The organism is Lacrimispora sp. (assembly GCF_031982545.1).
In the GTDB taxonomy this organism is placed as follows: Bacteria; Bacillota; Clostridia; order Lachnospirales; family Lachnospiraceae; genus Lacrimispora.
In genome coordinates this window covers 187,038-199,380 of sequence record NZ_DALYXB010000009.1, presented here as the reverse complement: position 1 = coordinate 199,380, position 12,343 = coordinate 187,038, and the positions used below count along the sequence as shown (strand labels likewise).

Below are 12,343 nucleotides of genomic sequence, written 5' to 3'. Positions count from 1 at the left end.
AGGAACATTCATGCGTTTTTTAAAGAACCGTACAGTACTTGGTGTTATTTGTATTATGCTGGCCTTACTTATCTGTTTTGGAATCACCCCTCTCTATAACCAGAGTATATCGCAAAAAACAACCATTGTCCGGGTGGTAAAAGAGATTGGAAGCGGAGAGGAGATTACTAAAAATATGGTTCAGTCGGTAGAAGTAGGTAGCTATAACCTACCGGAGCAGGTAGTTCGGCAAATGGATTCTGCCATTGGTAAGTACGCAGTAACGGCTTTGTCACCCGGTGATTATATTCTCACTTCAAAACTGGCGGCTGCTCCGGCAGAGGAAAATAATTACTTATATGACCTCGATGGAAACAAACAGGCTATATCAGTCAGTATCAAAAACTTTGCACAAGGGCTATCTGGCAAACTGGCATCCGGCGATATTGTCAGTGTCATAGCATCGGATTATAAAAAACAGGGGGCAACCGTGATTCCAACAGAACTGACTTATATCAAGGTCATTGGGGTAACTGCAAGCTCCGGTTATGATCTAAATCAGAATAACATCGAATCCAATCAATCGGCAGAAAAAGAAAAGAAGTTACCTGCTTCTGTGACCCTGCTGGCTTCGCCGGATCAGGCGAAAATCCTAGCAGAGTTGGAATCGGAGGGCAATATCCATCTTTCTCTTGTCTATCGGGGCAGCAAAGAAAACGCAGATAAGTTTTTAGATATTCAAAGTAAACTATTGGAGGCTTTGTATCCTTCCCCAAGCCGGAACAGTACCTCTCAGGCAGACAGTACAGTGCCAGAAGATGGTTCTTCTGATGATACATCATCAAATGACAGCTCTGAAACGGACACATATGCCAATTCTGCTGTAGAACCGGAAAGTAGGGGGAAAGAATGATTAATTTTATGAAAGGAAGTCTTTTTTTCAGGAATCAGCTGAAGCCATCCCAGGAGAACTTAAATCCAGATGTTCAGGTGTTAGCGGTGTGGGGCAGCCCTGGCAGTGGAAAGACCACGGTCAGTGTACGGCTTGCCAAATATCTGGCTACTCATAAACGCAATGCGTTGTTGCTTTTATGTGACATGACGGCGCCGATGCTACCATGCATATGTCCGCCGACAGAGCTGGAATGTGAACGTTCCCTAGGAAGTATTTTGGCAGCAACTCATATTACAGATGAGCTTATTCGTCAAAATTGTATTACCCTCAAAAAGATGGAGTATTTGACTATCATAGGAATGAAGAAGGGGGAAAATATGTATACTTACCCACCCTATACCACGGAGTTGGCGACGGAATTAATTGACCGTCTTCGGGATATTGCCCCTTATATTATCATCGATTGCAGCAGTTACATTGCCTATGATGTTCTTTCGGCTGTGTCCCTTCTGGAGGCTGATTCGGTTCTTCGGTTGGTAAACTGCGATTTGAAATCCATCAGTTATCTGTCCAGCCAGCTCCCGCTCCTAAAGGATCAGAAATGGGATGCGGATAAACAGTATAAGGTTGCATCTGACGTTAAACCAAATCAGGCAAGCGAGCATATTGAGCAGGTGCTTGGCAATGTAACCTTTAAACTTCCGCATTCTAATGAACTTGAGAAGCTGGGATTAGATGGGGACCTCCTTGGAGATCTTTCGCTTAAGGACAGCCGGGGCTTTCGCAAGGAGATAGCAGAAATCGCAAAGGAGGTGTTCGGTGTATGAGAAAAGAACCCGTACAAACGGATATCCTGTCGAATCAAAGCACAGACGGTAATCAGGAACTGTTTTTTTCTGCGGAAGGGTCGATCAGAGAGTTCCGGCAGGTGCTCAAAGAGGTGCAGTCCTATATTTCCAGTAAGTATGCAACGCTAATTACTGACGGAGATAGCGAAGAAGTCAAGTCCCAGGTAAAGCGATATATCAGCAAATATATTCAGGATTACCGCCTGGCAGTTGCCGAAATGACACAATCCCAGCTGGTTGATGCCCTTTACACTGAGATGGCAGAGTTTTCTTTCCTGACTAAATACGTTTTTGGTGCAGGAATTGAGGAAATCGATGTTAATGCCTGGAATGATATTGAGGTGCAGTATAGCAGCGGAGTGACCAAAAAACTAGATGAACAGTTTGAAAGTCCGGCACACGCGGTCAATGTGGTACGACGCATGCTTCATGTTTCCGGTATGGTTTTAGATAATGCAAGCCCTGCAATCTTGGGACATTTAAGTAAAAATATTCGAATTGCGGCTTTAAAATCCCCGGTGGTAGATGAGGATGTAGGCGTAGCCGCTTCCATTCGTATTGTAAATCCTCAGAGTATGCAAAAAGCTGATTTTATTCGGGGTGGAACAGCCACGGAACCTATGCTGGATTTTCTTACGGAATGTCTGCGGTATGGTATTTCCGTATGCGTTGCTGGTGCTACCAGTTCCGGTAAAACTACACTGGCTGGTTGGCTGCTTACCACAATCCCAGACAATAAACGTATTTTTACCATTGAAAACGGTTCCCGTGAACTGGCACTGATCCGTAAAAAGGACGGCAAAGTTACTAACAGTGTAATCCATACTCTGACCCGGTTCAGTGAAAATGAAAAACAGAACATTGATCAGGATATTCTTCTCGATATGGCTCTGCGCTTTAATCCTGAAATTATCTGTGTGGGCGAGATGCGTGGACCGGAAGCCTATGCCGCACAGGAGTCTGCCAGGACCGGGCATACGGTGCTGACCACCATTCATTCAAATTCCTGTGAAGCTACCTGGCGCCGTATGGTTACCCTTTGCAAGCGGAAATACGATATGGCGGATAACACCCTCATGGATCTGGTCACAGAAGCCTTTCCTATCGTGGTATTTGCAAAACAGCTTGAAAATAAAAAACGGCGTATGATGGAAATCATGGAGTGTGAAATCCTACCGGATGGCACAAGAAACTATCGGAGCCTGTTTCAGTTTCAAATCACGGAAAACCGTGTAGAGGACGGAAACTTTATTATAAGTGGAAGCCATCAGGCAATACAAGGCATCTCTCAAAGTCTGCAGAAACGCTTTCTTGAAAATGGGATGCCGCAGGATACCTTAAAACGGATTCTTGGGCTGGGAGGTGACATGGCATGACCACAATTCTTTTAGCCTCCTGCATCGGGTTAATAGCCGGCTTTTTCTTCTTATTAGGCTTAACTCCCATGGAATTTACAGATAGCCTGTTTGGATTTCTTACAAGAAAGAATAAGAGCATTCGTTCCGAAATAAACGAGGCGGACAAGCGGAAAAAGATGTCTCTTTTCCGGCGGGAGATTATAGAGATACAGGAAATTCTAAAGATTACAGAACGGAGCGGCTGGTTTTCTCTTGTCTGTGCCGCCTCATTGTTAGGCTTCGCCACCGGTGTCAGCCTTGCCATACTTATGAATAATGTATTTCTTGTTCCAGTTCTGGCTGTCGGTATGATGTTTCTGCCATTCTGGTATATAAGGCTGACCGCCAGCCATTACAAAAAAAACATCGCGGATGAGTTAGAAACGGCCTTATCTATTATTACCTCAGCATACCTTCGGAATGAAGATATCGTTACTGCGGTAGAGGAAAGCGTCTCTTACTTAAATCCTCCTGTAAAAAGCGTGTTCGCCGGATTTTTGACAAAGGTAAAACTGGTTAATCCGGATATTGTAGAGGCACTTCATGGCATGAACTCACAAATTGAAAATGAAGTATTCCATGAGTGGTGTGATGCTATCGCAGCGTGTCAGTATGACCGGAGCTTAAAAACGACTCTGACTCCTATCGTAAGCAAGCTGTCCGATATGCGAATCGTTAACGCGGAGCTGGAGTATATGGTGTTCGAACCAAGAAAAGAATTTATAATGATGGCACTCCTTGTAGTTGGCAATATTCCCATTATGTACCTGCTAAACAGAGACTGGTACTATACTTTGATGCATACGGCAGTTGGACAAATTGTTTTGTCGGTATGTGCGGCAGCAATCTTTATTTCAACAGCCTTTGTGATTAAGCTTACAAAGCCCGTAGAGTACAGGAGGTGATGAGATGATGGGACAACTATTTTTTGTTGGATTTTTACTTGCGACAGGACTGTTCTTTCTTTTGGCGGATGTTTTGAAGCTCCCCACTTTGAGTACGTCAAAAGCTATGCGGGGAGCAGGAAGCAGCAGTAAAAGAGCTTCTGGAACTGTGGAAGCCTGGTTGATGTCCGGTGCAGTAAAGGTGTCGAAATACATTCGATTGGACGAATATAAGCACAGTCGTATGAGCAACGTTCTAAAAGCTGCCGGTTATTCTGTGACCCCGGAAGTATATGAGGCATATGCCATCACAAAGACCGGAGCTATTCTGTCAGGAATTATTCCATGTCTGGTCCTGCTTCCGTTACTTACTCCTATTGTGGTGCTCCTTGCGGTATTGTCATATTTCAAAGAGATCCGAAAGGCGGACGAACAGCTGAAGGTAAAAAGGGATCAGATTGAAGGAGAACTGCCACGGTTCGTGGCAACCATAGAGCAGACCTTAAAAGCCAGTCGTGATGTACTGGCGATGTTGGAAACATACAAGAAGAACGTCAGCTCTGCTTTTGTTCAGGAGCTGGATATACTGACGGCCGATATGCGTTCCTCCAGCTATGAGGCAGCACTTACTCGATTTGAGGCAAGATTTAATTCACCCATGTTATCCGATGTAGTCAGAGGACTCATTGGCGTCCTAAGAGGAGACGATAGTGCTGTATATTTTCAAATGCTGGCTCATGACTTCAAGGCGCTGGAACTTCAGCGTTTAAAAGGACAGGCACAGAAGGTCCCTCCGAAAATCCGTGTGTATTCCTTTGTGATGCTGATGTGCTTTCTGCTAACCTATCTGGTTATCATTGCGATTCAGATTATGGATTCTTTAGGCAGCATGTTTTAGGAGAAATTTATGGTTAGAGATGTAAAAAGACAGGAAGAGGATGGTGGGAGCATGTACTTTGGCGTATCACGTTCAGAGAGTGGGAGAGATGGAGAACGCTATGTTTTAAAACTTAGGCGGGGTGGTACATTTATACTAAAACTCCTGCATTCTCAGTGCGGAGAGGGATATGTAGATGTGGTGGTACTGGCTCTGTGTGCCATGTTGGTGATAGCCGTCGGGGTTAGTGTTCTGCCGGTATTTATCTCCAAAAATAAGCTGGACATCTACGCAAGTGAGCTTTGCCGTGAAGCAGAAATAGCAGGATGTGTTGGAGTGGAAACCACCCGTAGAGCACAGATATTAACGGAACAGACAGGTCTTAAACCGGATATCTCATGGTCCCAGACTGGAAAAATTCAGCTGAATGAAGAGTTTACGGTAACTTTAACCATGCAGACAGATATCGGGATTTTCGGAGGTTTCGGCAGTTTTCCTATTACTCTGGCAGCTAAGTCATCTGGTAAAAGTGAGGTGTATTGGAAGTGACAACTGTTAAAGTCGGTGATATACTAAAAAGTAAGAAAGGTTCGTCTTTTCCTCTTACTGTTGCAACAGCACTTACCCTTTTACTACTTCTGTGTGTTATTTCAGAGGGCCTCCGATTGATGATTGTCGCACAAGGTGTTCGTGATGCAGTACAGTCTGCTGTGATTTCGACTGTAAATGACAGCTATGATGACGTATATCACGGTGTAAGGGAAGGTTACTCGGGAGCATATCAGCCGTTTGCGGATGATTTTGAGGAAAGTTTGGATTATGGTGATATTTACAGTCGTTTGGATCAAGTGCTTGGATTAAGACAGGAAAAGGGATACCACGTGAAATATGCCGGGAGCACAGCCGAGTTCCGATTGTCAGATCTATCTGTCAGTTTAGATAACATGCCGTTTGCTCCTGCAATTCCTAACAATTTCAATGGTCTTTTGGTTGATACGACAATCCGGTTGGAAGTTCCGGTATCTTTTGGAGGAAACTTCCTTCCGCCTATGACAATAAATCTGAAGGTTATGGCTAAATATATGCCTTTATTTTAAGTTCTCACATATGTACCATAGACTTGCGAAAGTATCTGTGGTAATGTGTGTTACTGAATAAAGGAGAAACTTATACTGAAAAAGGGGGAGAATTGAATGAAACTATCTGACAGGAAAAAGAAATGGTGTATTGTCACAGGAATCAGTGCCATGTGTATCATCCTGGTAATTGCTATTGTTTCCCGTTTTAAGGAGGAGACACTTATTGAAGCAGAGGCAACTACCGCTGCGTTGATAACAACTACAGATTCTCGGACCATTTCAACACTGAGTGTCACGGGAGAGGAAACGACAACTCCGGTTACTACGCAAGAAGTAAGCGTTCAGCCTACTTCCACAGAAGCGGAGAAACAGAATATGGATACCGCAGATTCAAGCGGTACCGAGCAGAGTATTCAGCCAGAGGTAACAAAACCCGCTGAATCTTTAGAAGAAGCAAAAAAAGATCCGACTAAAACACCAAGCGGAGAAAAAGTAACTACTGCGGTTCAGGCGGAAGAGAATAAGGTTCAATCAACGACTGCACCTACGCAATCATCATCAGAATCAGAAAATAATCATGAAGGGGAAATTTATGTTCCAGGTTTTGGTTGGGTAGAAGACAATGGCGGAGGCGTATCTCAAGAGACTATTGAGGATATGTACGAAAATGGAAATAAAATTGGTTCAATGGATTAATAGTAACAATTATCAGAAAATGCATCGCCTCAGATTTAGGGGTGGTGCTTTTTTTGTGGAAGGGAGCAGTATGAGAGGTATTTTTCATCTGATTCTTATGATTCTTATGGTGACCTTATCTCCAGTAACAGCCTATGCAATCGGCGATGGAAATATTGACAATGGTGGAGGAAGCATGGGACAGGGAACCTCACAAAACAGTTGGACTCCGGGAATGGAAGGGGTTCGGGTAACTGTGGTGGAAGCTGAGAGTCGAAAACCGGTCACGACACCCATTGATCTTACAAATAAGAGATTAAGCAATATTTCTTATTCGTTTGGAAAGGTTTGTAAGCTTTCTTATTCGGGTGGATCGGTGCTTAGTTTGAATACAGGAGTATATGTGTGTAAGAAACCGGATCAGTCACTTCCGAAGATTATCAGTTCCCAAAGTCTTGGAGCAGCCAGCATTGAGGCGATAAAAAGTTATTTCACAGATGAGCAGGTCATACGAAGCATCGCAAATCAGACAGGAATGGATTTTGAAGTATTGATTGGTGGAAGGTATAAGCTGTTGCTGGAACCAATTATATATGTTAAATTTCAGGGATTATATATGGCAATGACGGCAACAGAAGCAGTCATGTATGATGAATTAACAATCGGAGCGGTACGTGCTGTGCTTCCAACGTCTGCTTTTCAAAACTTACCTCTTTCCATGTTTTTGGAGGCGGAAGACTTGGGGTATCCAGCATGGAGTGGACCAAAAACAGGTATTCGAACTAATCAGGAAATAAAAACAGCCTTGGGTTTGGGGATTGTTCGATTTAAAGAGACAGATATACCGCCAGAAGCTGAGGACTATGATTACGAATATAGAATCAACACAGAGGTGATTACCTCAGTAACTGTTAGCGGTGAGCAAGCTGATCCAGATAATTCTGTAAAAGTTAAATTTACTGTTGGGAGTGAGACTTATACAGTAAGTGGTGTGTATTATCCGGAGGGAGATAGTCAGTTGGTTTGGATAAGGTGGACGACACCTTCTACTCCGCAGACCATGATTATACGTGTATCTGCGACAGGAGGAGGTGTGGTAAATAAGGGGAGAATTACCGCAAAGATTGTAGACCTGTTAGGAAACGACCCTCCTAATCCACTGGCGGATGATTGTAACGACTCATACACCGCCTCATCTATACCAAATAATATCCAGAAGACCTCGGCGTCATGGGGAGTCTGGCACCCATGGTGGCAGGAAAATTGGGTGTGGCATGACGGAGATGACGATGATGATGGGTATTGGGATGATGAGGGATGGTGGGAATTTGACTGGAATTCATATAGTGCAAGTCTTTCAGCCTCTATGAGTATCACTCCTGATGAAAAAGACCCAACTGCTTCAGACAAAGATTTGAAAAGTGGATACGGAATCAATCAAGCTACAGCTGCTCATGTTAGTACCAATCAATCATCAGCTGTGACGAATGCACAGACGGCCTTGACTTATTTACCAGAATTTAATTACCAGAACTATTGGAGGCTGCTTGATCAGACTCAGTCTGGATATAATGCAAAATTTGAATTTCCGAAAAATAAATTTTCAACTTATAAACGACGGACGCATTTCACTCCCATATGGATGCCAGACGGCAGATATACCCCGTATACATGGCTTTTTGACTGCTGGACCCCTGATGGTATGCTATCCATGAATCTAACTGACTCGGTGTACATTCATGGAAGTCTTTGGGACGATTGGCATATCGCTCCTGTAATGCCCTGATTGGCAGAAGGAAAGAGTGCACTGTTAACTTGGTGGTCTAATTTAAAATTAAAGAAAGAGGTGCAAATTCAATGAAGCTAAAACGTATCCTTGTAATCCTTAATATAGTATTCTTGTTGATTTTCCTGTTTGGAATGACTGCACTCGCTGCTGGAAGCGGTGATGTTGCTGGAGCCGTTGAGAGCACATGGAATGATGCGTCCAGCCAAATAAAGACCGTTGTTAACAAGGTTGTATTTCCGGCTATTGACTTAATTTTGGCAGTCTGTTTTTTTGCTAAACTTGGGACTACATATTTTGATTATCGTAAGCATGGTCAGTTTGAATTTGCTGCTCCTGCTATTCTTTTTGCTTGCCTTGTTTTTACTTTAACTTGTCCTTTATATATCTGGGGCATTTTGGGTATATAGGCAAAGCAGGAGCCGTTGCATCTTTGTTTTGATGCAACGGCTCAACTTCGTGATAAGTAAGATTTTATTTGGTTGGACTATTTTTCAAAATCCCGTGCAATGCTCATTTTATTCGCCCAATGATTTTCTTAAATCTATAACATAAGTTTCTTGTTGCCTTTTAAGATATGACTTTACAAATAAATTCATAATGGGATTTGCGACTTCAACTTCTTCTGTGAATTCAATCTTAGTGCCAGATCCGTCTTTTGAAAAAAGCCCAATCCAATGCCCGTTCATATTTTTGTTTTTCATATCAAATTCATAGCGTTCATATGGATTTTTAATCGTAATAGTAAACTGAGTTTCAAATCCATCTTTCGTAAATTCAGTAAAGCTATTGCCATCATCAGACACTTCAATTCTTACTACATTACTACGCCAAGTATACGCTGTATTGTCAGTAACAATGTTCCAAACGGTTTCGATTGGACTACAAAAATTTGCTATAATAGTTGACTCTTTTATCTTTTCCACCTTCTTGTTACATAAATTCGCTTCTTAAGCGTAAACTTCGATTACTACCTTTTTAAAAATATTTTACTGAGTAGAAAATCTAAGAAGAGTTTACCATAGAGACGAAATGGATACAAGCAACTCATTATGAATTAGCAGAAAAGCACAGAGAGTCAATTTTCCCTGTGCTTCTCCTTCTCCATTTGCTTGTCACCTTTACAAAACATCAATCATAAGCTGAAATATTAGTCTGCTGGTTTCCGGATCGCGGCACATAAGTCTGTCAAGCAATTCATCGGTAAAGCCTTGTGCAAATACTACTGCAATCGGTGCAAGCAGAAACCGCTTTTTAAGTCGTATGTTAAGTTCTTCCATAAATGGCTCACCTATAATCTGAGAAATTTGGTTATAAAACTCCTTCAGTTGGAAGAAATCAATCGCATCCTCTATAATTTTTACTTGCTCTTTTACAAAGCATTCAGTTGCATAAGCTTGTAGCTCGTCTTCAAGAAAGACCAGAAGCATATACAATTTCGTGTTATTTTCCTGAAAGGATAATTTTTTTCTCTGTGCTTCATAAGTTTCCAATATCCGATGGTAAAGAGGATGTAGATTATCTGGCTCAGTGCCGTCCAGTACATGAAGGCATAAGCTCTGGAATTCACCGCACCCCATAAAGCCATCACTAGCTGCTTCATAAGTAAGTATTGTGCTGACTCCTTCGAAAAAGAGGGAGAGATAGCAGTCCAGCAAATAGCCCTGTGTTCCAAGCCTCTGCCGAATCTGCTTGGCAAGCCTTAGCAGTAACAAGAGGGAGTCTCCAGAGTATTCAAACTCCTGCCTCCCGAGAAAACTGGATTTGTGTTCAAAAATATTCATAGTATCCCGACCTTTCATAATATGGTCGGGAATTTCCCGTATTATAAAAGCGCATGCAAAGGCGGGGGTAAGTACACCCCATTTCCCATGCACACGCTTATTTTTTTATCTTGTGCCGCACCGACAGATGCAGTATAATAACCTTGTCGTGGTGCCGCTTTGCGGTTGTGCTGGGTGCTCTAATCACCTTAGCGCAGGGTTGATGTGTTCCTGCACATCAGCCTGCCATGACGTTTTTTATTGTCGGGGAAACCCCGCCAATACCATGTAAACTCAGAAAAGATAAAATGTCAAGTCATGCTTTCCGAATCTCTCGGAGAGCTTTTTTTAATTTAATAAAATTGAAGGTAAAAATAGATGCAAATTGACTTCCACTGAATAAAGTGATATTATAATGTGTATAATAATGATGAAAAATGAAGTTGTAATATCACGTTGGAGGTGAATACGTGGAACGAATTGGATATGGAGAACACATTAGCAACGCTGTAGAAAATATGCCCTATGAGTGCGTAATTCAAACAGAGGATATTGCTAAAAAGCTGGCGGCAGAATTTGAACTTCCATATGATAAAGCGAAAGTCCTTACAAATGTAAAGTTAAAAAGAATGGCTGACAAAGGAGAAATTGAGAGAGTACAAAGAGGAGTATATTGCCATATAAAGCAAACCGTTTTTGGAAAGGTGACGCCAAGCATAGATGAAATAGTGATAAAAACTCTGAAGATACAGGATGACAAAAGAATTGGATATGAAAGCGGAGCATCTTTGCTAAACAGGCTGGGTCTTTCAACCTTGCTGCCACGTGATATTGAAATCACTACAAACCGGTATGGAGCAAAACTGCCAGAAGGCTGCCGCATCGTGACATGTAAGCCTGCTGTAACAGTAACGGATGAGAACTGGAAACTTCTACAGTTTATCGATTTGGTAAGTGAACTGCCCAATTCCCATATTGATGCAGAGAACCCGGAACAGTTATTGCGCCAGTATGCAAAAAAACAGCAGTTAGATACCCTTATGCTTATTTATACTGCGCGTAAATACTATTCTCCAAAAGTTTTAATACCGCTCATTGATTTATTTATGGAGGTGGAATATGAAGTTACATCAGGATAGAGATGCTTTTGAGGCTCTGATCTTTGATATTAGCCGTAGAACCGACATTCGAAGTGACATCATAGAAAAAGATTATTATTTAACCTTACTCTTACGTGAATTAGCGTCCAGACAAGATACGCTTCCAGCATACTTTAAGGGAGGCACCGCCTTATATAAAGCAATCGGACGCATGAAGCGCTTTTCAGAAGATATTGACTTGACTGTTGAAATACAGGACTGTTCAAAAAGTCAGGGAAAAAAACGTCTGGAAACAGCTGCAAATGGATACCATACACTCTCCAGGACATCCGATAAAGCAAGGGAAAGTAATCAAAGAGGCAGTATAACCAGCGTATATGAATATACCCCTATCACTGTAGTTGACGTCCAGGATGAGCTTCAACGCTTTGGATATGTGAAGGTAGAAGCGACATCTTTTACAATCAGTGAACCAGTTGAACCGCTGGAGATTTCACCGCTTATTTATTCGGAAGCTGCACCTGATCAGCAGGAAATTCTGGATTCAGTTTATGGGGTCAAGCCATTTGCAATTAATACCATTAAGCTGGAAAGAATTTTTGCAGACAAAATATTAGCTGCAGAGTTTTATTATCAGAGGCGAATGCTATTCGACACTGCCAAGCATCTTTATGATCTTGCTACGATGATGGAGCAGGAAAAAATACAAAATTTACTCGCCGCACCAGATGATTTAAAGGCAATGCTTGCATATAAGCGCAGAGAAGAAAGAGAACGGATTGGGAGTGATCTTGCAGAAAAACCATTTTCAGATTTTAGCCTGTTTCAAGCAGTTGGTATCGATACAGAACTGACCGCCGCTTTTATTCGAATGCAGGAAATATACGTATTTTCCCCTAAAGACCTGCTTTCACCTGAGCATCTTACTGTAGGCATGAAGGGACTGAATGAAACACTGATTAAACTGGATGAGGAACTTGAGCTATCACAAACAGCCAGTGAAGGTATTGAGCAGCAGATGCTTTAAAACATAGCTTGCTGAAACAAGAATAACAGTAAA

Annotated in this window: 14 protein-coding genes; 12 read left to right on the top strand and 2 right to left on the bottom strand. The window is 42.2% G+C overall.

Features of this window, described 5'->3' with window-relative positions:
• Nucleotides 1–10: 10 nt before the first annotated feature.
• The 10 genes from cpaB to ABS301_RS16505 all read left to right on the top strand — a co-directional run bounded on the left by cpaB (nucleotide 11) and on the right by ABS301_RS16505 (nucleotide 8,830).
• On the top strand, nucleotides 11–892 hold the full coding sequence (cpaB, locus tag ABS301_RS16550; RefSeq protein ID WP_349673285.1) for a Flp pilus assembly protein CpaB: 882 nt from the start codon (nucleotides 11–13) through the stop codon (nucleotides 890–892).
• Entirely contained in the window at nucleotides 889–1,701 is an 813-nt protein-coding gene (locus ABS301_RS16545) for an AAA family ATPase (RefSeq protein WP_349673284.1), read from the top strand. The genes cpaB and ABS301_RS16545 overlap by 4 nt, the downstream gene beginning before the upstream one ends.
• Entirely contained in the window at nucleotides 1,698–3,098 is a 1,401-nt protein-coding gene (locus ABS301_RS16540) for a type II/IV secretion system ATPase subunit (protein WP_349673283.1), read from the top strand. The genes ABS301_RS16545 and ABS301_RS16540 overlap by 4 nt, the downstream gene beginning before the upstream one ends.
• On the top strand, nucleotides 3,095–4,024 hold the full coding sequence (locus tag ABS301_RS16535) for a type II secretion system F family protein (RefSeq protein ID WP_349673282.1): 930 nt from the start codon (nucleotides 3,095–3,097) through the stop codon (nucleotides 4,022–4,024). The genes ABS301_RS16540 and ABS301_RS16535 overlap by 4 nt, the downstream gene beginning before the upstream one ends.
• 4 nt (nucleotides 4,025–4,028) lie before the next feature.
• Entirely contained in the window at nucleotides 4,029–4,901 is an 873-nt protein-coding gene (locus ABS301_RS16530; RefSeq protein ID WP_349673281.1) for a type II secretion system F family protein, read from the top strand.
• Between the two features lie 132 nt (nucleotides 4,902–5,033).
• A complete protein-coding gene (locus tag ABS301_RS16525) occupies nucleotides 5,034–5,429 on the top strand; it encodes a DUF4320 family protein (RefSeq protein ID WP_349673335.1) in 396 nt (131 codons plus the stop codon).
• The gene (locus ABS301_RS16520; protein WP_349673280.1) at nucleotides 5,426–5,977 is read left to right on the top strand and encodes a hypothetical protein; all 552 of its coding nucleotides are present in this window, start codon (nucleotides 5,426–5,428) and stop codon (nucleotides 5,975–5,977) included. Before ABS301_RS16525 ends, ABS301_RS16520 begins: the two co-directional genes overlap by 4 nt.
• A 96-nt stretch (nucleotides 5,978–6,073) precedes the next feature.
• A complete protein-coding gene (locus ABS301_RS16515) occupies nucleotides 6,074–6,655 on the top strand; it encodes a DUF6550 family protein (RefSeq protein WP_349673279.1) in 582 nt (193 codons plus the stop codon).
• 70 nt (nucleotides 6,656–6,725) lie between these two features.
• On the top strand, nucleotides 6,726–8,420 hold the full coding sequence (locus ABS301_RS16510; RefSeq protein ID WP_349673278.1) for a DUF8193 domain-containing protein: 1,695 nt from the start codon (nucleotides 6,726–6,728) through the stop codon (nucleotides 8,418–8,420).
• Between the two features lie 71 nt (nucleotides 8,421–8,491).
• Nucleotides 8,492–8,830, top strand: coding sequence for a DUF3852 domain-containing protein (locus ABS301_RS16505; protein ID WP_349673277.1), 339 nt, complete (start codon nucleotides 8,492–8,494; stop codon nucleotides 8,828–8,830).
• A gap of 108 nt (nucleotides 8,831–8,938) precedes the next feature.
• Here the strand turns inward: ABS301_RS16505 and ABS301_RS16500 are convergent, their stop codons facing one another.
• Nucleotides 8,939–9,346, bottom strand: coding sequence for an SRPBCC family protein (locus tag ABS301_RS16500; protein ID WP_349673276.1), 408 nt, complete (start codon nucleotides 9,344–9,346; stop codon nucleotides 8,939–8,941).
• Nucleotides 9,347–9,541: 195 nt separating this feature from the next.
• Nucleotides 9,542–10,135: a hypothetical protein gene (locus tag ABS301_RS16495; RefSeq protein ID WP_349673275.1), complete on the bottom strand. Its 594-nt coding sequence runs from the start codon at nucleotides 10,133–10,135 to the stop codon at nucleotides 9,542–9,544.
• A gap of 518 nt (nucleotides 10,136–10,653) precedes the next feature.
• Between ABS301_RS16495 and ABS301_RS16490 the strand changes: the two genes are divergently transcribed.
• Both ABS301_RS16490 and ABS301_RS16485 read left to right on the top strand, forming a co-directional pair.
• Nucleotides 10,654–11,322, top strand: coding sequence for a DUF6088 family protein (locus ABS301_RS16490; RefSeq protein WP_349673274.1), 669 nt, complete (start codon nucleotides 10,654–10,656; stop codon nucleotides 11,320–11,322).
• On the top strand, nucleotides 11,303–12,310 hold the full coding sequence (locus ABS301_RS16485; RefSeq protein WP_349673273.1) for a nucleotidyl transferase AbiEii/AbiGii toxin family protein: 1,008 nt from the start codon (nucleotides 11,303–11,305) through the stop codon (nucleotides 12,308–12,310). Before ABS301_RS16490 ends, ABS301_RS16485 begins: the two co-directional genes overlap by 20 nt.
• The last annotated feature ends 33 nt before the right edge of the window (nucleotides 12,311–12,343 follow it).